Raw genomic sequence first — 22,336 nt, 5'->3', positions numbered from 1 at the left:
CTTTAGAAACAAATCAGCCCCCGCCCGATGAGATCGAGCGGGGGCTGATTGTTTATTCGGAGTAGCGGTTATTTGGTCGCTTCCGCAAGGGCCTGGTCGATATCGGCGAGGATGTCGTCGATGTGCTCGATGCCGACGGAGAGGCGGACGAGCTCAGGCGAGATGCCACCGGCGGCTTGCTGCTCGGCGTTGAGCTGCGAGTGGGTGGTCGATGCCGGGTGGATGGCGAGGCTCTTGGCGTCGCCGACGTTGGCGAGGTGTGAGAAGAGACCGAGCGAATCGATGAACTTCGATCCGGCTGCGGCACCGCCTTTGATGCCGAAGACAACCATCGATCCGCCTTTGCCGCGGAGGTACTTGAGGTTGCGCTCGTATTCCGGGTCGTCTTCCAAACCTGGGTAGCGGACCCACTCCACGCTTGGGTGATCCTTGAGGTGCTTGGCGACTGCGAGTGAGTTTTCGCAGTGGCGCTCCATGCGCAGTGGCAGGGTTTCGATCCCTTGAAGGAGGAACCATGAGTTATCCGGAGCAATGCACGCACCGAGGTTACGCAATGGCACGGTGCGCATGCGCAGGATGTAGGCGAGTGGGAGCAGTGGCTCCGGAAGGTCGTGACCCCAGCGCAGGCCGTGGTACGAGGTGTCTGGGTTGTCGAAGAGTGGGTGGTTGCCACCCGCCCAGTTGAAGCGGCCGGAATCAACGACGATGCCACCGATGCCCGCGCCGTGACCGCCGAACCACTTGGTCAGCGAGTGGACGACGATGTCCGCGCCGTGGTCGAGTGGCTTGGTGAGGTATGGGGTGGAGAAAGTGGAGTCAACGATCAGCGGGATGCCGTGTGCCTTGGCGATATCGCCGACCGCGTCGAGGTCGGTGACTTCGAGAGCCGGGTTTGACACGGTTTCGCAGAACAATGCACGGGTTTTGCTATCGATCGCGGCGGCGAAGTTTTCCGGGTTTGTCGAGTCGATGAGGCGGACTTCGATGCCGAGTGCTGGCAGGATGTCGTTGAACTGAGTGTAGGTTCCGCCGTAGAGGTTGCGGGCTGAGACGATGTTATCTCCGGCCTGGGCGAGGTTGATGATCGAGTTGAAAATGGCAGCGGTGCCGGATGCGTGGCCGAGGCCAGCCATCTCGTGAGCGCCTTCCAACAACGCGACGCGCTTCTCGAGGACGTCGGTGGTTGGGTTCATCAGACGGGTGTAAATGTTACCCAGCTCCTTGAGAGCGAAAAGGTTGGCAGCATGCTCGGTGTTGTCGAATGTGAACGAGCTGGTGCGGTAGACGGGCACTGCGCGTGCGTTGGTCGCGCTGTCCGGCGAGTGGCCGCCGTGGAGGCAAATGGTTTCAGTTTTCATGGTGGATGACTTATCCCGCATTTTTAGCGAGGGGAAGTGAAAATCGCACGGAAGCGTGAGGTCGGTTAAAGGTTTTCGCCGTCGGTGATTGGTCGTAGGGTGGAGGGATGAAGACTGCAGAACGGAAGATCAAACGATTGGGCGTTGGCTTGTGTGCATTGCTGGCGGGGGTGTTGCTGTCTGGCTGTGGACCGGAAGAGGAGGTGGAGGGACCGGATCCGGTGACTGACTTTGAAGTGTCCCGTTACATGGGGAAGTGGTACGAGATCGCTCGGTTGGAAAATCGGTTCGAGCGGGGGCTGACAGAGATCTCAGCGGAGTATACGCTGCGCGAGGATGGCTCGGTGAAGGTGCTGAACCGCGGTTTTGCCAAAGCCAAGGGTAAGTGGAAGGAGGCCGAGGGGAAGGCGTTGTTTATCGGTGACTCGGACGTGGCGGATCTTAAAGTGTCGTTTTTCGGGCCGTTCTACGGTGGCTATCGCGTGTTTGGATTGGACCAAAAAGGATATCAGTGGGCGTACATCACGGGGCCGGGGCGCAAGTATCTGTGGCTGTTGGCCAGGTCGCCGAAAGTGAGTGATGCACGCAAAAAGCACTTTGTCGAAACGGCGAAAGCGCTTGGCTATGATACAGATGCGTTGGTGTGGGTGGAGCATGGCGAAGTCAAACGTTTGTTTCGTTGAGTGGCGCTGTGGCTACTTGATATTGAGTGGGTTGGCGTGAAGGTGGGGTTCTGTTTGGTTGCGGAATATGATTGATCAATCGGTACCAGCCGTGTATGTTCCGCGGTCGGTGCGATTTCGTCGCTCCAGAACCCTCCCGATTTCCCCCTTCTCGTCTTATGATTCGGCCATTACTACGGATTGACCTGCTGCACGAGCTGCGTCGGGACGGAGATCCGTCCGTGCCGATCGTCGAGCGGATCTACCAGATTTTGGATGAGTTCTACGCCAGTGCCTCCGATGCCGGATTGTTTTTCCAGGCTGAGTGGGTGGCTAAGGTGATTGAGAGTGCGGTGTCCACCGTGAGCAGCGGCAAGCGTGCGCCTCATTTTATGTGGTCTGCGGAAGGGATTTACCTTTCCTCGTTGTTCGAGGAGTTGGTTCAGACGGTCTATGAGTTCGAGGCGCAGAAGGTCGGTGCGGCCGAGCGCGACACGGGCAGTACCGACTACGAGGTCAGCCGCTCCGATTGGGCGCGGGCGATGTACTGTGTGCGGCGGAATATCACCGCAGTGCATTGATGTGGAGCGCGGGTGGATTCTCTCGTGGCGGGGCGATTGGGGTTGAGTCGGTGTGGGGCTGGGCATTATGAAATGCGGGTATGAAGCAAGCGCGCACACCGTTGGTTTTGTTGATTGGGTTTCTTGGTTCGGGCAAGACGACCTTGTTGGAGAAGTTGTTGCCGGTGCTTGGCGGGATGGGGCGGCGTCCGCATGTCATCTTGAATGACTACAAGAATGCGGATGTGGACTCCGCACGGTTGGCTGCGCTGACGGATTTGGTAGAACCGATCCACGGGAGCTGCGTTTGTTGCGATTCGCGTGACGAGCTGTTCGATGCGCTCGAGCGGGTCCCCGAGGAGGAGGGGACGATGGTGTTGGTTGAGGCGAATGGCACGACCGATGCGCTTGAGCTGGTGGAGTTGTTGGCGATGGACCGTCGGGCTGGTCGCTTTTCACCTCCTGTGCAGGTTTCGACGGTCGATGCCAATCGGTGGCAGCGCAGGCTTTGGCACAACCGCTTGGAACGTAGCCAATTGGTGACCGCAGGGTTGGCCTGGGTCACGCGGGTGGATGAGGTGAAGCCCGAGCGTCGCGACCAGGTGGTGGCGGCCTTGGAGAAAATGGGCGCCGAGATCTACCACGGTGAGGTTGCGCCATTGGCGGAGCGCTTGGGCTCGATGGACGCACCACGGGCGGTCGTGGAATCTCACGGTGACGATTGCGAGTGCTGCGGTGGTCACGGGCATGGCCACCATCATCACTCCGACCACCATTTTGCCAGTGCCGAGCGGAGCTTGCCGCCGGTCGTCGACCGCGATGCATTGGTGAGCCTGGTGGCTGAGATGCCCGATGAGGTGGTGCGGGTGAAAGGGGTGTGCTTTTTCGAGGACGGAGGCGCACCGCATTTGTTCCAGCGGGTGGAAGGTGAGCGCAAGCCGACGGTGATTCCGTTGGAAGTTCAGCCGCAGACCGGGCCGGTGATGGTGTTGATTGGCGCGCGGTTGCCGATGGAGGAAATCGATGCGCAGTTGGCCACGTTGGCTGCGGTTGAGGCGGCGGATTGACGGAGGTTGGGGGCGGGTAGTGCGTCTGGCTCCTTGATGATGAGGATTTTCGGTTGCGCTACGGGGGATGCTGGCCAATGGTGCCGTCCCTCTTTCCGTCGCAAACTACCGGAGCCCCGCGGGTTTGAGTGCCGATTCGGCGCGCATTTCCGTGGGAAAGAGATAACGCGACGGGCTTCGGAAACCAATATCCATCCTGAATTAAGGAGGAACCCTACTATGATCAACGATCTCGTTACACAACTCGTCGAAGCCGGTGTCCACTACGGTCACCAGAGCAAGAAGTGGCACCCGAAGATGAAGCCTTACCTGCTGCAGAAGCGCGGTGGCATTCATATCATCAACGTTGAAGAAACCGTTAAGTGCCTCGACAAAGCTGCCGCGTTCCTTGGTGAACTCGCTGGCAAGAACAAGAAGATCCTTTTCGTCGGCTGCAAGCGCCAGGCCCAGGAGTCCGTCCGCCAGGCTGCCGAAGCATGCGGTCAGTTCTACGTCAACCACCGCTGGCTCGGTGGTATGCTGACCAACTTCGAGACCATCAAGGGCTCGATCAAGCGCCTCAACGACCTCGAGAACATCGAGAAGTCGCCTGACTTCAAGTCGATGTCCAAGAAGGAGCTCGCCTCCCTCGGTCGTGAGCGTGAGAAGCTTACCCGCAACCTCGCAGGTATCCGTGACATGGGTGGTCTTCCAGACGCACTCGTGATCGTTGACTCCGCTCGTGAGAGCATCGCAGTTGCTGAGGCGACCCGCCTCGGAATTCCTGTGGTGGCGATCGTCGACTCGAACGCCGACCCAGGCAAGATCGACTACCCAATCCCGGGTAACGACGATGCGATCCGTTCGATCCGCGTTCTGCTTCAGAACCTGGCCGACCAGATCATCGCCAACAGCAAGGACGTCGTCCCTGCCTAATTGGATTCTTCGCCCGCCGGCGGATGGAGCTTCTCCACCCGCCGGCGCGGCATGTTTCTTTTTTGTGGGCTGATTCGGCCCTGAGAGGGTGGCACTAGTTACCCCACCAACCATTCCCAATATTCACAGAACTATGGCTATTTCCGCATCACAGGTTATGGAGCTGCGTCGCAAGACGAACGCAGGCATGATGGATTGTAAGAAGGCACTCACCGAAGCTGAGGGTGACTTGGATCTTGCAGAAGAAATCCTCCGCAAAAAGGGCATCGCCAAAGCTGGTAAGAAGGCTGACCGCGTTGCTGCTGAAGGTACCATCAATGCTGCGGTTTCCGCTGACGGCAAGACCGCTGTGCTCGTTGAAGTGAGCTGCGAAACCGACTTCGTTGCCAAGAACGACAACTTCCAGAACTTCGCATCCGAGATCACCCAGCTTGCTCTCGACTGCGACGGTGCCGACAACAACGTCGAGGCATTCCTCGCATCGCAGCACCCAAGCGGTGACTCCATCGAAGAAGTGGTCAAAGCAAAGATCGCTGAAGTCGGTGAAAACATCGTCATCCGTAACGTCGCTCGTTTCCAGACCAGCGAAGCAGGATCGCTTACCAGCTACCTCCACATGGGCGGTAAGGTGGGCGTGCTCGTTGAGCTCGTCGGTGACTCGGTGGCAGTGATCGACAACGACGCTGTGCGCACCCTCGCCAAGGACATCACCCTTCACATCGCTGCGATCAACCCACAGGGCATCGCTCGCGAAGACATCCCAGCTGAGGAAGTCGAGAAGGAGCGCGCAATCCTTGCTGACTCCGACGAAGTGAAGTCGAAGCCTGAGCAGATCCGCGACAAGATCGTCGACGGTAAGATCAACAAGTTCTTCGCTCAGATCTGCTTGCTTGAGCAGGGCTTCGTTAAGGACCCTGACACCACCGTTGGTAAGCTCGTTGAGACCACCGGTAAGGCAGCTGGCGGCAGCCTGACCGTGAAGCGCTTCGTGCGTTTCGCAGTGGGTGGCTAAGCCTCCCCTTGTCGGATCTCCGATATCTATTTTGCGCCCGGTTGGCATTCAGTGCCGGCCGGGCGCATTTTTTTGATCTGATTGTCGGTGGTGGGAACCATCGCTGGGGCAACAGGGGATTGGTTGTTGCCCGCGACAGCGGTGGGTGCTTCTTTGCGTGATGGAAAAGATGACCTGCCCGATGTGCACAATGGATGACGTGCTCGACCTTCCCGACAAGTACGAATGTGTGACCTGTGGCCACGAGTGGGCGAAGGAGGAAAGCGGGCCTGAGGCCCGTGTGGTGAAGGATGCCTACGGCAACGTCCTGGCCGACGGTGATATCGTGGCCATGATCAAGGACAAGAAGCTCACCGGTACGTCGAAGGTGCTCAAGAGCGGCACCAAATCAAAGCCGATCCGCCTCGTCGATGGCGACCATGAGATCAGTTGTAAGATGGACGGTATTTCCATTGGTCTCAAAGCACAGTTCGTGAAGAAGGTGATGAAGTAGGGCGGGGGAAGTTTGCTTGTTTGTAGATTTCAGTGATTGCCTGTTTTTGCGCCTGGCTCCGAATTAGGAGAGGGCGAGACGGCGGGAGTTTTATTATGCCGCCCCTGCGGGGCTCGTTGATTTGGCGGGCGATATCCCATGGCGTTGCCATGGGCTGTGTTGTGTTGCGCCGCTGGCGCTGATGAGGGGCTGTGCGAGCGGGTCTTTGGGTGCCGCCATCTGGTTTCAGTGGGCCATTGTAGAGCGTTCCGCGCGAGGAAGACGGGGCGACTGAAACCGGATCGTGGCGTCTCGGTGCGGCGAGGATGCAGGCGAATGTCTGCTGCGGGTGCCCATCGGAATTGGATGGGTGCTATGGGGCGTGCGTTGCTGAGCAACGGTTTACTGGTTAGCCTGCGGTTTTAACCGCAGGGCGGTGCAGCTAGGCATGTTTCGTCCCGGAGGGACGGTTTATCCCACGCGATTCTGAGCGATCTACACCGCACCTTCGGCGCGAGGTCGATTTGGCGAGCGCACCCCCAGTTGAAAATGGGGGCTAACCGGGAAGGCATCGCTTCGCGATGGGAGCTTGCGCCGATTCAGAGGAGCGAGACGGCGGTCTAACCGTGCGGTAGCGAGTGATTACTCGTCGTGGCACGGCTTGCATGGTTGCGGGCCGTCCGGGTCCGGTGCAATGGCGCGCAGGTAGTCGAAGCCGAAAAGCCCGGTGCGATGGCCGTCGCTGAAGCTGAACGCGACCGCGTAACCGCCGACGATCTGCCATCCGGTGACCGTGACATTACTGTGGTCCTGAGGGCCGGTCGGGCCGCCGATTCGGTTGCCGAGCAGATCCGTTTCCCCAGTGTTCTCTGCCGATGGGGATTTCTCCCTCAACAACGACATCGGGAAATAGTCTTCCTTGCCGTCATTCCAAATGATGGCGATTTCATTGCCGATGGCTTGAATGGTTTGCGGAAAGAGCGAGTTTGCCATGCGCGCATCATTCCCTCGAATTCCCGTGTTGTCACCCCCGAGTTGCTTGGATTGAGCAGAGCTGCGCTGCGGCGGGCGGATGTGTTTGCCGGTGGGCGTGTGGAAGCCGCGCGTTTTTGCGGCCATGGTGGGATCAGATGAAGGAAAGGCTGGCGTCTGCCGCAGTCTTTGTGGTTCGTTCTGTTAGTCCGCTGATGTGCCATCAAGCGTCAGGCTAATGTCCGAGCGTAGAGGCGCGTCATCATCACTACCGATTTTCCATGTCCGAGAGTTCCCCCCAATCATCCCAATGGTCGTCCAGCGAGGAATTTTGCGAATCGTCGTCGACCGTGCGTGGGAATTATTGGACGACGCTGGGCACGCGGCTCAAGCGTCGGGTGAACCTGGCGTGGTGGGTTTCGAGCTTCATCCCGTGGTGGGTTGGCCTGTTGCTGTGTGGTGGAGTGGTGTGGTTGCTGCTGCGCAACCGTGTCGAGGACTTGGTATGGTGGTGGCCGGTGGCGGGAACTGCTGGCTTGCTGGTGGTGGCGGCGTTGGTGTCGTGGCGTCGGGCGTCGGCGCGGTTTATCACGAGCGACCAGGCATTGGCGAAGCTGGATGCCGGGCATTCTTTGCACAACGCATTGACCACCGCGCATGCGGGCGTGGGAGCGTGGCCTGACCCGAATGCGACGTCGCGCGACCACAAGCTGCCGGTGCGCTGGCGGATAGGTCGCACGCTGGCGATGCTGTGTGTGCCGATGTTGTTTTTCCTGCTGGCGGGCGTGGTGCCTGTGGCGTCGGTCGATGCGGAGGCTCCGGTGGCGAACCGACCAGCGGTGTGGGAGCGGATCAATGAAGTGCTCGCCGATCATGTGCTCGACGAATTAGCGGATCCCGAGCGGATCGAGGCGTTGCAGCGCGAAATGGAGCGGCTGGAAGACCGGCCGGTAGGGGATTGGTTCGACCACGCGTCACTTGAGACGTCGGACCGTATTGAGCAGTTGCTGGACGCCGGGTTGGAGAACATGGAGCAGAACTTGTCGCGAGCGGGGAACCTGGTGCCACGTTTGGCCGGTGCGCTTGGCGATGAAATGGAGGAGCTGGACGACGCCACGCGGGAGAAGTTGGCGCGCGAGATGCAGCAAGCGATTGAGCAGTTGCAGAACCAGCCGTTGGGGCTTGATCCGGAGTTGGCCCAACGGTTGCAGCAAGCGGCGCCCGAGGCATTGCGCAACATGGACCCCCAGCAGGCGCAGCAGTTGGCGGATGACTTGCGCGAGTGGGCGGAAAAAGCCGGAGAGCAGAGGGACGGCCAAGGGCAGGGCGAGAAGCCGCTGTGGGAACAGTTGCTAGAGCAGGAAGGTGGCGGTCCCGGCGAGGGGGAGGGGCAGCCTGGAGGTGATGGTGAAAACCAGCCAGGTGAGGGCGGTGTGACCCGCGGGCGCGGCGATGCGCCGATGTCACTGAAGGAAGACGAAAGCCAGTTGCGCGGGACGCGTGACGAACATTTGAAGGGCGACGGAAGTATGCAGCCAGGCGAGAAGCTCGGTGAAACGCTGGAGAACCGCGAGGTCGAGCGAGTGGAGGTTGGTCCGCGCGCCGGTGGGGAAGCCGCCGCCGAGGGGCAGGGCGGTGATCGCGTGTGGCGTCAGTCGCTGAGTCCGGACGAGCAGAATTTGCTCGAAGGGTATTTCAAGTGAGTCGGGGCTGGGCACGGATGAGATGTCCTGTCAGGACATGATAATGGGGTGGCGTTTTCCCAAGGACTGCGTCCCTGGCTGGTATGAGATGTGCCGTTGGCACGGGGGGCTGAGTGGGGAGTCGTTTTTCGCGGGTGGTTTGTGTTGGCGGTTGTTGTGAACGTGTGCGTTGGGTTGTGAGCCACGGTGGTCTGGGATGGCTGCGCGGGCGGGTGTTGAGGTGCGGAACGTACCTTTCATATCAGCCCAGGACATGGTCCTGGGTGGGGTGTGGTTATAGATATTTCGTCCTGTAGGGACGTTTCATCGGGCGAGGCGCTCGTGGTGGGATGACGGGGGGCACTCGCGGTCAGATCGACGCCGAGTACAAAATTTAGCTAGATGTGGACTTCACATTGCCGCTGGTCTGTAGATGATGCACGGCTAACGGCGCAGGTGCTCCTTCGTGAGGCCTTCCTATTTCCCCAAAATCAATGAGCGACAACTATCCGAACGAACATGAGCTGGCCGCGGCGGCGGAGAAGATGAACCGATTGCGCGAGTCGCTGGGCAAGGTGTTGTTTGGTCAGGAAGCATTGATCGAGCAAGTGCTGACTTGTGTGTTAGCGCGCGGGCATGTGTTGCTTGAAGGATTGCCGGGCCTGGGCAAGACCGAGCTGGTGAAAGGCTTGGCCAAAGCGCTGTCGCTGGAGACGCGGCGGGTGCAGTTCACTCCGGATTTGTTGCCGGGTGACATCACGGGCAACCCGGTGCTGCAGGAGTCCGCTGATGGTAGGCGTGAGTTTGTGTTCCAGCACGGGCCTGTGTTTTCCAATCTGTTGCTCGCCGATGAAATCAACCGAGCGTCCCCGAAAACGCAATCGGCATTGCTCGAGGCGATGCAGGAACGCAGGGTCACCGTGTTGGGCAACACCCACCAGCTCCCTGATCCGTTTTTCGTGCTGGCGACGCAAAACCCAATCGAGCTCGAGGGTACGTATCCGCTGCCGGAGGCGCAGCTCGACCGCTTTTTGTTCAAGCTCGATGTGAAGCGTCCGGACGTGGCGACGCTCGAGATGATTGTGAATGGTCGCGAACTCGGTGCGGAGCCGGAAGTCGACGCCGTGCTCGACGCGGATGAGCTTCGCGAGCTGATCGCGTTGGCGCGGCGGGTGTATCTGCCGCCGGTGGTGGCGTCATTTATTGCGCGCTTGGTCGATGGGACGCATCGCGGGCAAAGCCAGGCGGCGAATGCATTGCGCATCGGGGCGAGTCCGCGGGCGGCGATTGGCTTGGCGGCTGCGGCCAAGGCGCGGGCGGTGATGATGGGTCGGGTCAATGCGAGTTACGAGGATGTGCAAGCGGTTGCTGTTCCTGTGTTGGCGCACCGCGTGCTCATCGATTACGACGCTCGCCTGACCGGCAAAACCACCACCCAGGTGGTGCGCGACCTGTTGACCGAAGTCACGCCGACCGGCGACCGCACGCCCGCAGCGCTCGAGCCCGCCTAGAGTCGGGAAATTTTTGATCCACGAAGAGAAGATAAGATGATGATTCGAAACTATTTGATGGTCGCGGCTACGCTGGTGCTCACCCTCGCCAACGCCGGGGCTGCCGCTTCGACCCTGACCGGTCGCGATGGACTCACCAGCTACCGCCTGGAGCCTGTGATCGACCCGGTTCCCGAGAGTGGCTATGCCGCGTTTACGGTGAAGGTGAGCGGAGTGGGTGCCGATGAGCCGATCGAGGTGATGGGACAGTCGAGCGATTACCAATATTTCCGCCACCGCAATGAGGTCGAGGTCAATGGTTCGCAGAAGCTGCAGAATGCTTCGTCGCCTCAGTTGGTGGTTTTGCCTGTGCGTTTCAACGACCATAGTGACCCCTACAACCGCTACCAGGTCGGGGTGAAGCACCGCGGGGAGATGCTGTGGGACTACGGTACCGCGAGAAGCTCGAGCGGCAGCATCAAGCCTCAGGCATTCAGCGACAAGCTCGTGCTCGATGCGAGCAAAGATCTCGATCAATGGCACAGCTTTGACCCGGCGCGGCTGCCGGCGGACTGGCGCATTTTCACCGGCTTCGAGCAGGTGACGCTCGATTCCTCCGAATGGCAAAGCCTCAGTGCGGCGGTGCGTTATGCCTTGCTCGACTACGCCCGATCCGGCGGTGAGTTGGAAATTGTCGCAGCGCAAGACACCAGCGCGAGCCTGCTGGGTTTGGGCATGATCCGTGGGGATCAACGTTCCGCTGGTTATGGTCTCGGGCGCGTGGCATTGGTCAACGAGGCATCGTTCACAGGCAGGAGCTCGGGAGGTGTGTCCGCGATTGAGCAAGGGCTTCCCGAAGTGGCCTCGCGAATTCAGCCGTCCGAGCCTGCAGGACCATTGACCGTGATTGGCGTAGTCGTGCTGGGCGCGTTGATCGGGCCGTTCAATTTGTTCGCCTTCACCCGCAACCGTCGTCACCGTTTGTTCTTCACGGTTCCGGTGATCGCGCTGGGAGCGAGTCTTGTGTTTGCCGCGGCGATTTTCGTGGCCGACGGCATCGGCGGTAGCGGCCATCGCGTGGCGGTGGTGTCGCTGGATCCGGACTCGGCCCGGGCGTCGGTGGTGCAACAGCAAAGCAGCCTCTGCGGCGCGTTGTTTGGATCGAGCTTTTCTACTGAGGAGCCGACCATGCTCTTCGACCACGCGACGATGACGGAATCCCAGGGCTCGGGTGTTAAGATCTTCGGGGGGCGCTCGTCGGGCAGTACCAAGTTGAACGAAGCGTCCGGGCGTGAGTTCAGTGGCGATTGGTTCCGCTCGCGTGAAAAGCAGGTGCAAACCGTGGTGAGCGCCGTGCCGTCGCGCAACCGGTTGGCATTGGTCGATGGTGCGGGGCTGGCGCCTCAAGTCGCTCCGGCATCACGCACCGTGGTCAACACGACCGGCTCGACCTTGAACTGGGTGGGCTTTGTCGATGAGCTCGGGGTGCCCTACATGGCGACTGCGAGTGTGGAGCCAGGCGCCAAGGTGACGCTGCAGCGCTGCCAGCTCGATGCGATGCGCGGCGAAGTGCGAGGCTTGCTGCGCGACCACATGACCGGCGCCATGACCACCGGCGTGCTGCGCAACCTGGTGAGTGGCGGACGTTTGTTGGCGTTCAGTCAAAACGCGCCCGAGCTGTGCATCGAGACGCTCGGGTCGATCGATTGGGAGACCTCACCTGTGGTGCTTCTCCAACCTGCTATCGCCGAGTAAGAGCGGCCAACTCCCGCACCGCGGGAAATGAATCATTTACTAGATTTTCAGATTGTTATGTCGACAACGAAAAATGCCATCGTCGCGGAGAACCTGGTCCGCTCATTCGGGCCGGTACGGGCGGTGAACAACGTGAGCTTCGAGGTGCCGGTAGGCAGCGTGGTTGGGTTCATCGGTGCCAATGGTGCCGGCAAAACCACCACCATGCGGATGCTCGCCACTCTCGACCAGCCGGACAGCGGGCGCGCTCTCATCAATGGCTACGATGCCGCCGTCTACCCGGACAGGATCCGCGACGCCCTCGGCTGGATGCCCGATAGCTACGGCGCATACGATGGCGTGACCATCGTCGAGTACCTCGACTTCTACGCCCGGGCCCTGGGCTTCACCAAGGCCGACCGCGTGGCACGGGTGAAGGACGTGATGGACTTCACCGGGCTGACGCCGCTGGCCGAACGCATGACCAACAAGCTCTCGAAGGGACAAGGCCAGCGCCTCTGCCTCGGCCGTGCGTTGATCCACGACCCGGCTGTGATGATTATGGACGAGCCCGCGGCCGGTCTGGACCCTCAGGCACGCGTCGAGCTCAAGCGCCTGATCCGTCTGCTGGCGGACGAAGGCAAGACCATCTTCATCAGCTCCCACATTCTCGCCGAGCTGTCGGAAATGTGTGACTCCATGTTGTTCATCAACAATGGCGAGATCATCCACCACGGCTCCGCCGAATCGTTGCTCCACGGTGCCGGCGCCGCCATCACCTACCGCGTCCAGATTGCCGACACCGTCGACCGCATCGCCGCGTGGTGTGAAACTTCACCGGGCGTGACGTTGGTCGAGGAGATCAAGGGCGGCGTGCGCCTGGCGCTGGACCATAACGAGCCATCCGACGCCGCGGCGGTGTTGCGCCGCATGGTGCAGGACGGTCTGCCGGTGTCCGAGTTCCACCGCGAGGCCCGCAAGCTCGAGGATGCCTTCATTGAAATGCTGCAGTCGCCGGCTGCCTCGCCGCCTCCAGTCCCCGCTGCCGCCGTCACCGCCGACGCGTAACCGCCCCCTTTCCCAAGAATTCAGCTTTCACTTCTATGTCTGACACATCTATTGCCCCATCCCACGACTTGAGGGATTTCCCCGATTGGTTTGACCCGGCGTTGGTCAAAGACCTGCGCCGCGGTCTCAAAATGCGGGGCTTCACCGCGACCTACCTTTGCCTGATCCTGGCGCTCACACTGCTTTTGGGCGGCGCGATTTTGTTCGATTCCGGGGAGTCGGTGATGAATGCCGTGTGGTTCCCGGTGGCGCTCACTCTGATGCTCATCCAGCCGATGCGCGGAACCAACGCGATCGTAGAGGAACGCAAGCTCGAGACCTTGCCGTTGATCCAGCTGACGCGGCTTAACGCATTCCGGATTCTGTTTGGCAAGTGGATGGCCTTGGCGTTCCAGACCTTTTTGATCACGGTTTCGCTGCTGCCATACATGGTGCTTGGCCACTTCCTCGGCGGCTTTGAGTTCGCTCAGAATGTGTTGTTGTTGCTGTTACTGACGGTTTTCAGTCTCGTGCTGACGGCGGTGACCGTGGCTCTCTCGGTGGTGACGCTGGTCGTGGTGCGCACGTTGGCGACCATCGGAATCTTCCTCTTCACCTTCCAATTCACAGTGATGGGCATCAGTGGCTCGATGATCATGGGAAGCTCCGGATTTTTGGAGCCGCAGACATTGCTGATCTCTCTCGGTGTTTCGACCTTCATCGGCGCGTTCTTGATCTACTACTTGCTCTCTGCGGGCGCGTCCCAGATCGCGCTGCCGGGAACCGAAAACCACTCGACCAGACGCCGCGTGATCGCGTTCCTCGTGGTCGGATTGATCTGCGCCGCCGGTGTGGTGATTGACAACGTGACGGTCGCATTCGAGGAGGCGTTCTTGCTGATCCCGTTGTTCTTTGTCGGGGCGGTCACGACGATCGATTGTTTGGTCGACCCTGCTGGGACGTCGATCCGCACGGCGCGTCAGTTTGCCAAGCGCTCGAAGCTCGGTGTCGTGCTGGCTCCGGGCTGGCCGTTTGGTTGGGCGTTTGCCGCGCTGATGACCGTGCTGGTGGTGATCATCACCGCTGTGCTGACCTCCGACCTGCGGGCTGGTGTGCCGGATTTCGACGATGAGGCTTGGGGCTTCCTGTTGGCTGCAATTGCGGCAATCTTCGTGCCAGGTGCGCTGGCGGTGCTGCTGCCAAAAGCCCGTCAATTCCCGTTCAACTACTACCTGCTCAGTCAGGTGGTGGTCGCGGCAACGGCTGCCTTGATCGGCATCCTGGCAGGAATCACGGATGTAGAGGGCCTGCTTGCGCTGAACCCATACACCAACATGGTTCTGGCCGGTGGCTCAGGCGGCGACACCGCGGTATCGATCGTCGCCAGCTGCATTCACCTGGGTATTGCCGCGACGATCTTTGTCATTGTGGGGGCAGGGTTCCGCGAGAAGTTCCGCAAGCAGTTGGCGGATGCCCGCGCTCTTCCCGAGTCTGAAGCCTAAAACCCGCGCATCTGTTGGCTTCTCATTCCACATCGCATTCCGACTGCGCGTTGGCGGCATCACGAGCGGGGCTCGATGCCGCCCGGCGCTTCCGGTTGCCCTTTGCGCGCAAGCTCAAGCGTGGCCCGAGCGGTGACATGGTCGGGCGCGATGGCGGCGGCGCGCTCGAGTTCCAGGACCACCGCGACTACCACCCAGGCGACGATCCGCGCCACCTCAACTGGGCTGCCTTCGCCCGCACCGGCGCGCTCACCATGAAGGTCTTCCAACAGGAAGTCCGGCCGCAGCTGGACTTGGTGGTTGATGCCTCGGCCTCGATGGCGCTCAACGACGCCAAGCTCACCCGGGCGCTGGAATGCGTCCGCTTCTGCCTCGCGTCCGCCGATGACCTAGGCGCCGTCGTGCGGCTGTGGTCCGTGGACGGCGGCAAGGTCACGCCGGTCGATCTCGCCACCGTGCGCGATCCCGCGTGGTCGCCGGTGAATGCCGACGGTCCCGCTGAGCCTGCACTGCCCGATTTCTCCCGGGTGGAATGGCGGCCGAATGCACTTCGCGTGCTGGTCAGTGATTTGTTGTTTCCCGGATCTCCGGAAGGTTTGGTGCGCACGCTGGCGCGCGGTGCCAGTGAGGCGATGATCTTGTGTCCGTTCGACCGCAGCGAGTCGGATCCCGGTTGGCAAGGTGCCTGTGAGTTCGAGGACGTGGAGTCCGCCAAACGCGTGGTCAAGCGTGCCGACGAACCCTTTCTGCGTCAGTACCTCGAAGCTTACCGCAACCATTTTGCCCTCTGGACCGAGGTGTGCGCCACCCAGGGCGTGGCATTGGCGCGGGTCGATTCGGCGCCGCCTCTGCCCCAGATGCTGAACGATCTCGCACGTCGCGATTTGCTCATCCCCGCCGCCTTTTAACAGCATGCTCTCTCTCGGACCTCTCATCATCAACAACCCGGCAGGACTATGGGCGCTGCTCGGCGTGCCGGCTCTGGTGATGATCCATTTCCTCCAGCGCAAACTCACGAGGGTGCCGGTCTCCACCGGGTTCCTGCTCGACCACATTGCGTTCCAAAGCCCCGAGGGCTCGCGCTTCGAGCGCTTTCGGTCGTCGTTGCCGTTTTGGCTACAACTGCTGGCGGTGTTGATTTTAGCGGCGTTGTTGTCTGGTTTGGACTGGCGGCAAACGCGGCCGTTGCGGCGGGTCGCTATTGTGATGGACGGCTCGGCATCGATGGCGGTGAGCCGCGAGCGGGCGGCGGATGCGGTGACCTCGTTGCTGCAATCGGCCGCAGGCGATGCCCGGCTGGATATCACCGTGACCGCGTCCGACAGCGAACGCGATGTGCTTTACCGCGGCGATCAACCGCAGGAAGTCGCGTCTGCGCTGGAGAGGTGGCTGCCATTGGAAGGGACTCACGATCCGGCGGATGCTTTGCGCACGGCCCGCGCGCTGGTCGGCGATGCCGGTGCGGTTTTCTTTGTCACCGACCAGGTGCCGACGGAGCCGCTGCCGTACGCAGCGCACTTTCTCGCGGTTGGCGAAGCCATGGACAACGTGGGCATCACCGCAGTGCGGGTGGTTGGTGCGAACGAGAACGACCGACGCATTGAGGCGATGCTTTATCAGTTCGGGGAGAATGAGACGTCGGTCGAGTGGTCGGTGGCGTTTCCGGAACTCGACCGGGAATCCACGCCGCGCGCCGTGACGATCGCCGCCGGCGGTGCGGTCAAGGTGGAAGCCGGGTTGCCGCCATCTGTCACCCGTGCGGTGGTCGTCGTGCGCTCGTCCGACGGCTTTGCTCTGGACAACGTGGCACCAGTCGTCGTGCCGCAGCCGAAGCACTTGGCAGTCGCCGCCAGCTCCGAAGTCGATCCCGCCGCTCTCGCGTTCTGGCAACGCATCGTCGGTGCGCTCGAGAATGTCGAATGGACCAGCGACGCCACCACTGCGGACGTGACCGTGCGCACCCGCCGCAGTAAGTCCGACGGGCATTCGGTGCTCCACCTTCCTGCGTCCGGTGAGCGTTTGCCCATCCGCACCGAGGCCATTACCAGCGCGGTGCACCCATTGGTCGATGAACTCAACTGGCAGGCGCTGGCACCCCGCATGCGCGACGGCTTCACCCCCGCGTCGGGATCCGCACCTCTGTTATGGCAGGGAGAGCACCCGTTGGCGTGGATCGAGCGTGACGGCGGGCACCGTGCATTGGTCATGAATTTGAACCCGGACGATGCCTCGGGTGTGCGCGATCCGTCGTTGGTCGTGCTCTGCGCGCGCTTCCTCCAGCGGGTGCGCGAATCGCTGCCACGGCCGGAATCCCTGCTCAGCGAGACCGATGTGGCCCTGAAGGTCGTGCTTCCGGAGCGAGCCCCACAACCCGGCGCAAAACCGCCACTCTATGAATGGACGGTCACTCCAGTTGGAGCCGCCGCCCAATCGGTCTGGCTCGGTGCCCACGACCTGCGCGGCTTGCCCACTCCGCGTGTCCCCGGTTGGTACGCGCTGCGCGACGATGCCGGCACCCCGGTCGTCGACGGCGCGGCTTGGTTCTCCGACACCCGCGAGATGAACTTTCTCAACGCATCGTCCATGAGCGACGTCCCCGCCGATGTTTTTGCCGCAGGCACTGCCAGCGATGGCGTCGTCGGCCGCGATGTGAGCTTGATCCTGCTCGCGCTTGTGGCCTTGATGTTAGGGCTGTGGTACGTGATGCGCGGCAAAGACGGGCGCGAAGCCAGCGAGCCCTCCGTCCTTGTCACGCGGGCGAAGTAGGGGGGCAGGGATTCATTACTGCGAGACGCGGCAAGATATACTCGGTGTGGAGGGGTGGTCTTTATTTCTAGCAGGCGTCTGCACTAGAATTGTTGAGTTTTGGTGCTTGAAATTGTTTGCAAACAATATGCCTCGCTATTAGGAAGTCAGATTCCTTCAGAATCCTCTGCCATGAAGCTGATCAAAATAGATTTACAACTTACAGTCTTGGGACTGCTAATTATCGGGTTGACCAGTTGTGGTCCGTCCAAGGAAGAGCTTGCACACGTGGCTGATCTTCAAGCCTCTATCGAGGCTGCGGAGGCAGAGTTTAATCGCACTGAAAAAGAAGTCGCGGATCGCAGGAAGGCAAATGACGAGTTGGAGCGGAAGGCGGCAGAGTTGCATGGGCAATTGCGAGGACTCGAAGACAACGCCGATGAACAGGAACGAGTGAATCAGGCTGTAGAAAAGCTCCGCGAGACACTCGCTGAGGTTAAAGCAAGTCAGAAGGCGATCGAAGAAGCGATGTCCTCCCTCCCTAAATCCTAACACTCTGAATTATTATGGACTCAGCATTTCGCTCGATTTTCGTCATCTCAGCCGTGGGCGCATTGGTCATTGGTGGGGTGATGGTGTTGCTAGGTGAATCATCTCAAGGTGATTTGAAGCCTTCTCACGCTGGAGAGTTGGCTAAGAAGCTCCACCAAATCGAAAACCGGATCGCAGCTAACATGGCAGATCTGGAGTATGTGGACCGCACCCGGGTTAAGCTCGAAGCAAAGGTTGCCAGTCGGCAATCTGAATTGGAAACCCGTCTGAATGTAGAGAAGCTCCTTCTTGAGGTCGAAGAGTTCAAGGATCTCCTGGCCGCTGAAGAAGAGCAACGGATCGGCATGCTCAAGAAGTACAAGCGCCAACAACTGAAGCTCGCGAATAAGGTCGTCGGGCGCGATTACGATAGTTACGAGTTCCCTGATGGCAGTACCGCAAGTAATGTGACAGTTGTTAAAGCCAGGAGTGATGCGTTTGTTTTGCAGTGGGATGGTGGACTGAAAACTGTAGAGTACTCCGAGCTGTCACCTGAGGCTCAGTATGAGATTGGTTACACGCCAACGATTGAGTCTCTGTATCAGGCTTTGGTTGTTAAAAAAGAGACTGCTTCTAAAGACCGTAAAGTTGCCAATAGTGCTGTAACCAGAAAGTCTCCGGAGAGGAACGATCAGGCCTCTTCGGGGGTGACCTCCCGTCTTGATCGTGAAATCGATGAATTGGAGCGGAAGCTGTTGGCTCTTAAAGCTCAGAGGACTGCCAAGTCTATCGAGCTCAATCAGGTTGTCGAGATCCAAAGAAGAAACCGCAGCCCAATCGTCCGCAGAGAGGACAAAGTGAAATTGGATTCGATTCACAGTGAGATCTCTGTTCTCAATCGACGGATTCTCTCAGTCCGAGGGGAGATCGCGAAAAAGCGCAGCGAGTTGACTGCAGCAAGATTGAAAGGGTGATCGTTCATTTTGTCTGCCGCAGATGGGCACCGATTTTCACAGATAGGAATGTGGGAGAGCGGCGAGAACCGACGCTCTCTATTGGCCGCTGCGGAGTTGGGACACAGCGGGCGTGCCGCTGATAGTTAATACTGCTGCCGCAGATGGGCACGGATGTTCGCAGATGGAAATGTGGGAGTGCTGCGAGCATCGCCGCTTTGTATCGGCCGGTGAGGTGGTCAGAGGTGTGTGTGCTTGAGCCGCTTTCACTTTGGAATAACCGGTTGCTGGTAGCTCGAAACCGCGCGCGGGGTGAAGCTCATTTAGTGGCTTCGGCGGCCTCTAAACTGGACAGGATCTCTGCCGCGCGCTTGTTCTCATGTTCGCGGTAAGCTGCGATTTGCTCGGGGGTTAAGATGCCTGAGAACCTCTTGGTAAGATGGTTCACCGCATCCTCAACCGAGGCCTTAACCCCGGCCTTTACGTCGATTTCTTCTTGTGTCTCTGGAGGCGGTGTCTTTGGGCGCGGGTGTACCGCCTGAAAGCCTTTTCTTTGGAATTCCCTGACTAGGTTGATATCCTCCGGGTCCATATAATTGGGGTTCAATCCCCTCAACCAATTGAAAATGACCTCATAAGCGCGTTGGTTGGGGTTGGTGGGTGAGGTGTTGTCGTATCCCTCCGCCTCTCCCTCGGTGTAGATCTGTAGCACGGCCTTTTTCTGGTCTTTGGTCAGGTTGACAATCTTATGAAGGTCATTGGTGAAGAGCATGGCGCGCTGCTCGATTTCCCAGCTGCGTTCTATTTCTGTCACGGTTAATAGCCGTTCTCCGGCCTCGCCTCCGAGGCTCTGGGCCTGGCGCTCGGCCACGAGATTTGGATGATGAAGGTCGGCGAGCCGCTGGATGCGTTCCTCGCTGAATTCCCCATTCATCAGGACATTGATCAAGTTCTCGGTTTCCTCGAAGTCCGCGCGCATTTGTCGTTCCAAACGCGATGCCTCCGCGTCGCTGAGTCCTAGTTCTTCCGTGAGTTCGGCAAGCCGTCGCTCCATTTTTTGGCGGGCATGCTCCGTACATTGCTCCCTCAGTAGGGTGAAGGCCTCCTCGCTCTCCGGAGACCTCTCGTTAGACAGTTCATCGGTACTCGCTTTGCCTTTGGCTGGCTTGTTGCGCTCCCTTGACGCTTCTTGTGGGGCATTCCTTGATGCATCGCTACTGCTTGCGTTTTCAGACGGGGCCGTGTTTGCGGGCTTGGCGTCTTCGCCGGTTTCAGGCGCGGGCTCGAGCTGCCCGCCGATGGCGATTGGTGGGAAAGACATGAGCATGCCCAAGAGTGCGCATTTCATGTGACTCATTAAACCTCATGTCGGAATTTGAGGCAATCCGCATGTGGGATGCCGTTTCCGGGATCCGAGCGGCGCTAACTTAGGGCGTGTCGTCATGTCTTGAGCGGCCATCGGGAGGGATCAGCGCCTTGGTGGCATCCTACGCTCGGCCGAGGATGGGCGGAGGGAATTCCCTGGGGTGGCGCTCGCCTGAGGCTCGCTGACCCCAGGCTGCTATGAGACGCGCCTTCAGCGCGCAATTGACGACGTTGAGGTCTAAGCTAGTGCCATTCGTGACAGATCCGAATTGATCAACCGGCCGGGATTGCAGGCTTCTGCTGTTCGGTGATCGACGGCGGAGTGCGGATTGCTTAGGGTGGCGGGAATGATGATTCCGCTTGAAGACGAGTTTTGTGATGTGATGGGGAAGGTGCTGAGAGGCACCAACATGACGCCTGGGATTTTGGAGTTTCTGACCGGGGTGCCCGAGGCAACGATCGAGACGGTGCTGGATGGCGAGCCGGATGAATGCACGGTGCGAAGACTGGCCCCTGCGTTGGGCTTGGATGGAGAGTCGTTGGTGGCAATGATGACAGGGAAGTCAGCGCCGCCAGCGATCGAGGTGCCGGGGCTTCGTGCGTTCAATGTGGCGTTCGACGATATGACGGTGAACTACTATGTGGTTTGGGACGCGACGAGTAAGCGGGCTTTGATGTTCGACACGGGGGCGAATGCGGATGAGGCGCTGGAATGGATGGCGCACGAGGGCTTGAGCTTGGATGCGGTTTTGCTGAGCCACTCGCATCTCGATCACATCGCGGATGTGGAGAAAGTGCGCGCCAGGTATCCTGAGGCGCGTGTGTTGATGAACGCGTATGAGGCGTGCGAGGGAGTGGAGCGCTTCCTCCCCGGGCAGAGCTTCCAGTTCGGTGGGTTTGAGGTCGGCACGGCGATGGTGCGCGGGCACTCACCGGGCGCCACGGTGTACACAGTGACCGGCTTGAGCCGTCGGTTGGTGGTGGTGGGCGATGCGCTTTTCGCGCGGTCGATGGGTGGCCCGCTGATCTCGCTCGACGGTGCATTGGAGGGGGCTCGTCAGGCAATTTTCAGTCTTCCCGACGATACGGTGCTGTGCCCTGGGCATGGTCCGCTGACCACGGTGGCGGACGAGAAAACGAACAACCCGTTCTTCCCGGAGTTTAAGGATTAGCAATTTACAGGATATGAACAAAGAGAGTACGAAAATTGGCTTTGTCGGGGTGGGGCGGATGGGGGCGAACATGGCCCGCCATCTGGTAGTGGATTGTGGATGGGAAGTGACTGCGATCTATGATTTGGATCAAGCGGTGGCGGGTGAACTGGCCGCGGAGCTCGGGCCGGAGGCTGTGGCCTGTTCGCGGTTGAGCGATGTGACCGCGCGCGCCGATGTGATCATTACGGTGGTCACTGATGATGCGGCGATGCGGAGCATTTTTGCCGAGGGTGATGAGCATCTGCTAGTGGGGGCAGAGGGTAAGGTGTTCATCAACTGTGCAACGGTGTCGCCCGAGGTGCATCGCGAGGTGGCTGGGATGGCGGCAAAGGCAGGAGCTTCTACGTTGGAGGGATGTATGGCGTCGAGCATCAGTCATGCCCGCAATGGCGAGCTTTACCTGATGGTGGCTGGTGACCGCGATGTGTTTGATGCGCAGCGTCCGCTGCTCGACGACCTGAGTGCGGATTTGCGTTATTGTGGCGAGGCCGGCAAGGCGGCCGAGGTGAAGGCGCTGGTCAACATGGTGATGAATATGAACACGGCAGCACTGGCCGAGGGCCTGGGGTTGGCCGATGCGTTGGGTCTCGATCTGGCAATGGTGACCGAGGTCTTTTCCCAGACGGGAGCGGCATCGAGGGTGCTCGAAACGGACAGTGACGATATGATTGGCAGGGACCACGAATGCTGGTTCTCTGCGGCGCATGCGGCGAAGGATTCAGGGATCGCAGCCAACCTTGCCGCCCAACAAGGCCTGCATCTGCCGGTGAATGAGGCAACGCTGAGGCAGTATCAACGTCTCGTTGAAGTGGGCAAGGGCGAGCTCGATAAGTCGGGGATTGCCGAGTTGACGTTCAAGGGCCGCCACGATGATGGCGAGGGCGGGGCGTCGTTTGAGATCTGATGGGGAGTCTGGAGCTATGTGTGGCTATGCTTCCAGCGTCGTCACACGACTGCGGGATGGCCGAGCGCAATCCGGCGGTCCGCCGTTCTTGTCACGCGGCCACAGATAGGCGCGGATTTTCGCAGATGGCTATGTGGGAGTGCGGCGAGAA

20 protein-coding genes are annotated in these 22,336 nt (G+C 60.0%); 17 read left to right on the top strand and 3 right to left on the bottom strand.

Annotation, left to right across the window (positions count from 1 at the left end; genetic code table 11):
* Nucleotides 1–68 precede the first annotated feature (68 nt).
* Nucleotides 69–1,358 carry an O-acetylhomoserine aminocarboxypropyltransferase/cysteine synthase family protein gene (locus tag G3M56_RS00605; RefSeq protein WP_164364975.1) on the bottom strand — a complete coding sequence of 430 codons (1,290 nt, stop codon included), beginning with the start codon at nt 1,356–1,358 and terminating at the stop codon, nt 69–71.
* A 107-nt stretch (nt 1,359–1,465) separates the two neighbouring features.
* Here G3M56_RS00605 and G3M56_RS00600 point away from each other — a divergent pair, with 107 nt between their 5' ends.
* From G3M56_RS00600 to G3M56_RS00575, 6 genes are all read left to right on the top strand, one after another.
* Nucleotides 1,466–2,041 carry a lipocalin family protein gene (locus G3M56_RS00600; RefSeq protein ID WP_164364976.1) on the top strand — a complete coding sequence of 192 codons (576 nt, stop codon included), beginning with the start codon at nt 1,466–1,468 and terminating at the stop codon, nt 2,039–2,041.
* Between the two features lie 158 nt (nt 2,042–2,199).
* Complete coding sequence (locus tag G3M56_RS00595; protein WP_164364977.1) at nt 2,200–2,601, top strand: hypothetical protein; 402 nt, start codon at nt 2,200–2,202, stop codon at nt 2,599–2,601.
* 80 nt (nt 2,602–2,681) lie between these two features.
* Nucleotides 2,682–3,647 (top strand): GTP-binding protein, encoded by a 966-nt coding sequence (locus tag G3M56_RS00590; protein WP_164364978.1) that lies wholly within the window; start codon nt 2,682–2,684, stop codon nt 3,645–3,647.
* Between the two features lie 219 nt (nt 3,648–3,866).
* Nucleotides 3,867–4,562 (top strand): 30S ribosomal protein S2, encoded by a 696-nt coding sequence (rpsB, locus tag G3M56_RS00585; protein ID WP_164364979.1) that lies wholly within the window; start codon nt 3,867–3,869, stop codon nt 4,560–4,562.
* Between the two features lie 133 nt (nt 4,563–4,695).
* Nucleotides 4,696–5,574 carry a translation elongation factor Ts gene (gene tsf / locus G3M56_RS00580; protein ID WP_164364980.1) on the top strand — a complete coding sequence of 293 codons (879 nt, stop codon included), beginning with the start codon at nt 4,696–4,698 and terminating at the stop codon, nt 5,572–5,574.
* Nucleotides 5,575–5,734: 160 nt separating this feature from the next.
* The gene (locus G3M56_RS00575; RefSeq protein ID WP_164364981.1) at nt 5,735–6,067 is read left to right on the top strand and encodes a zinc ribbon domain-containing protein YjdM; all 333 of its coding nucleotides are present in this window, start codon (nt 5,735–5,737) and stop codon (nt 6,065–6,067) included.
* Between the two features lie 621 nt (nt 6,068–6,688).
* Here G3M56_RS00575 and G3M56_RS00570 read toward each other — a convergent pair.
* Complete coding sequence (locus G3M56_RS00570; RefSeq protein ID WP_235203503.1) at nt 6,689–7,165, bottom strand: DUF971 domain-containing protein; 477 nt, start codon at nt 7,163–7,165, stop codon at nt 6,689–6,691.
* A 134-nt stretch (nt 7,166–7,299) separates the two neighbouring features.
* On the opposite strand from G3M56_RS00570, the gene G3M56_RS00565 reads away from it, so the two are divergent.
* From G3M56_RS00565 to G3M56_RS00525, 9 genes are all read left to right on the top strand, one after another.
* Nucleotides 7,300–8,721 carry a DUF4175 domain-containing protein gene (locus G3M56_RS00565; RefSeq protein WP_164364982.1) on the top strand — a complete coding sequence of 474 codons (1,422 nt, stop codon included), beginning with the start codon at nt 7,300–7,302 and terminating at the stop codon, nt 8,719–8,721.
* A gap of 473 nt (nt 8,722–9,194) precedes the next feature.
* Entirely contained in the window at nt 9,195–10,211 is a 1,017-nt protein-coding gene (locus tag G3M56_RS00560) for an AAA family ATPase (protein WP_164364983.1), read from the top strand.
* A gap of 36 nt (nt 10,212–10,247) precedes the next feature.
* On the top strand, nt 10,248–11,945 hold the full coding sequence (locus G3M56_RS00555) for a hypothetical protein (protein WP_164364984.1): 1,698 nt from the start codon (nt 10,248–10,250) through the stop codon (nt 11,943–11,945).
* Nucleotides 11,946–12,002: 57 nt separating this feature from the next.
* Nucleotides 12,003–12,992 (top strand): ABC transporter ATP-binding protein, encoded by a 990-nt coding sequence (locus G3M56_RS00550; RefSeq protein WP_164364985.1) that lies wholly within the window; start codon nt 12,003–12,005, stop codon nt 12,990–12,992.
* Between the two features lie 35 nt (nt 12,993–13,027).
* Nucleotides 13,028–14,473 (top strand): hypothetical protein, encoded by a 1,446-nt coding sequence (locus G3M56_RS00545; RefSeq protein ID WP_164364986.1) that lies wholly within the window; start codon nt 13,028–13,030, stop codon nt 14,471–14,473.
* A gap of 14 nt (nt 14,474–14,487) precedes the next feature.
* Nucleotides 14,488–15,381 (top strand): DUF58 domain-containing protein, encoded by an 894-nt coding sequence (locus tag G3M56_RS00540; protein ID WP_235203502.1) that lies wholly within the window; start codon nt 14,488–14,490, stop codon nt 15,379–15,381.
* Between the two features lie 4 nt (nt 15,382–15,385).
* Nucleotides 15,386–17,239 (top strand): vWA domain-containing protein, encoded by a 1,854-nt coding sequence (locus G3M56_RS00535; RefSeq protein ID WP_164364988.1) that lies wholly within the window; start codon nt 15,386–15,388, stop codon nt 17,237–17,239.
* A gap of 171 nt (nt 17,240–17,410) precedes the next feature.
* A complete protein-coding gene (locus G3M56_RS00530) occupies nt 17,411–17,770 on the top strand; it encodes a hypothetical protein (protein ID WP_164364989.1) in 360 nt (119 codons plus the stop codon).
* Nucleotides 17,771–17,784: 14 nt separating this feature from the next.
* Nucleotides 17,785–18,723 carry a hypothetical protein gene (locus G3M56_RS00525; protein ID WP_164364990.1) on the top strand — a complete coding sequence of 313 codons (939 nt, stop codon included), beginning with the start codon at nt 17,785–17,787 and terminating at the stop codon, nt 18,721–18,723.
* A gap of 298 nt (nt 18,724–19,021) precedes the next feature.
* Here the strand turns inward: G3M56_RS00525 and G3M56_RS00520 are convergent, their stop codons facing one another.
* The gene (locus tag G3M56_RS00520) at nt 19,022–20,023 is read right to left on the bottom strand and encodes a hypothetical protein (RefSeq protein ID WP_164364991.1); all 1,002 of its coding nucleotides are present in this window, start codon (nt 20,021–20,023) and stop codon (nt 19,022–19,024) included.
* 391 nt (nt 20,024–20,414) lie between these two features.
* Between G3M56_RS00520 and G3M56_RS00515 the strand changes: the two genes are divergently transcribed.
* On the top strand, nt 20,415–21,239 hold the full coding sequence (locus tag G3M56_RS00515) for an MBL fold metallo-hydrolase (RefSeq protein ID WP_235203501.1): 825 nt from the start codon (nt 20,415–20,417) through the stop codon (nt 21,237–21,239).
* A 13-nt stretch (nt 21,240–21,252) separates the two neighbouring features.
* A complete protein-coding gene (locus G3M56_RS00510; protein ID WP_164364992.1) occupies nt 21,253–22,185 on the top strand; it encodes an NAD(P)-dependent oxidoreductase in 933 nt (310 codons plus the stop codon).
* The last annotated feature ends 151 nt before the right edge of the window (nt 22,186–22,336 follow it).

The sequence above is a fragment of the Sulfuriroseicoccus oceanibius genome (assembly GCF_010681825.2).
GTDB classification, from domain to species: domain Bacteria; phylum Verrucomicrobiota; class Verrucomicrobiia; order Verrucomicrobiales; family SLCJ01; genus Sulfuriroseicoccus; species Sulfuriroseicoccus oceanibius.
This window is presented reverse-complemented; position numbering and strand designations above follow the sequence as displayed.

Bases quoted from the DNA above. Each gene is read 5' to 3' on its own strand.
- rpsB (WP_164364979.1), top strand. From the start codon at position 3,867: ATGATCAACGATCTCGTTACACAACTCGTCGAAGCCGGTGTCCACTAC.
- G3M56_RS00545 (WP_164364986.1), top strand. From the start codon at position 13,028: ATGTCTGACACATCTATTGCCCCATCCCACGACTTGAGGGATTTCCCC.
- G3M56_RS00600 (WP_164364976.1), top strand. From the start codon at position 1,466: ATGAAGACTGCAGAACGGAAGATCAAACGATTGGGCGTTGGCTTGTGT.
- tsf (WP_164364980.1), top strand. From the start codon at position 4,696: ATGGCTATTTCCGCATCACAGGTTATGGAGCTGCGTCGCAAGACGAAC.
- G3M56_RS00515 (WP_235203501.1), top strand. From the start codon at position 20,415: ATGATGATTCCGCTTGAAGACGAGTTTTGTGATGTGATGGGGAAGGTG.
- G3M56_RS00555 (WP_164364984.1), top strand. From the start codon at position 10,248: ATGATGATTCGAAACTATTTGATGGTCGCGGCTACGCTGGTGCTCACC.
- G3M56_RS00525 (WP_164364990.1), top strand. From the start codon at position 17,785: ATGGACTCAGCATTTCGCTCGATTTTCGTCATCTCAGCCGTGGGCGCA.
- G3M56_RS00575 (WP_164364981.1), top strand. From the start codon at position 5,735: ATGGAAAAGATGACCTGCCCGATGTGCACAATGGATGACGTGCTCGAC.
- G3M56_RS00535 (WP_164364988.1), top strand. From the start codon at position 15,386: ATGCTCTCTCTCGGACCTCTCATCATCAACAACCCGGCAGGACTATGG.
- G3M56_RS00510 (WP_164364992.1), top strand. From the start codon at position 21,253: ATGAACAAAGAGAGTACGAAAATTGGCTTTGTCGGGGTGGGGCGGATG.
- G3M56_RS00605 (WP_164364975.1), bottom strand. From the start codon at position 1,358: ATGAAAACTGAAACCATTTGCCTCCACGGCGGCCACTCGCCGGACAGC.
- G3M56_RS00565 (WP_164364982.1), top strand. From the start codon at position 7,300: ATGTCCGAGAGTTCCCCCCAATCATCCCAATGGTCGTCCAGCGAGGAA.
- G3M56_RS00595 (WP_164364977.1), top strand. From the start codon at position 2,200: ATGATTCGGCCATTACTACGGATTGACCTGCTGCACGAGCTGCGTCGG.
- G3M56_RS00590 (WP_164364978.1), top strand. From the start codon at position 2,682: ATGAAGCAAGCGCGCACACCGTTGGTTTTGTTGATTGGGTTTCTTGGT.
- G3M56_RS00570 (WP_235203503.1), bottom strand. From the start codon at position 7,165: ATGGCCGCAAAAACGCGCGGCTTCCACACGCCCACCGGCAAACACATC.
- G3M56_RS00520 (WP_164364991.1), bottom strand. From the start codon at position 20,023: ATGTCTTTCCCACCAATCGCCATCGGCGGGCAGCTCGAGCCCGCGCCT.
- G3M56_RS00530 (WP_164364989.1), top strand. From the start codon at position 17,411: ATGAAGCTGATCAAAATAGATTTACAACTTACAGTCTTGGGACTGCTA.
- G3M56_RS00560 (WP_164364983.1), top strand. From the start codon at position 9,195: ATGAGCGACAACTATCCGAACGAACATGAGCTGGCCGCGGCGGCGGAG.
- G3M56_RS00550 (WP_164364985.1), top strand. From the start codon at position 12,003: ATGTCGACAACGAAAAATGCCATCGTCGCGGAGAACCTGGTCCGCTCA.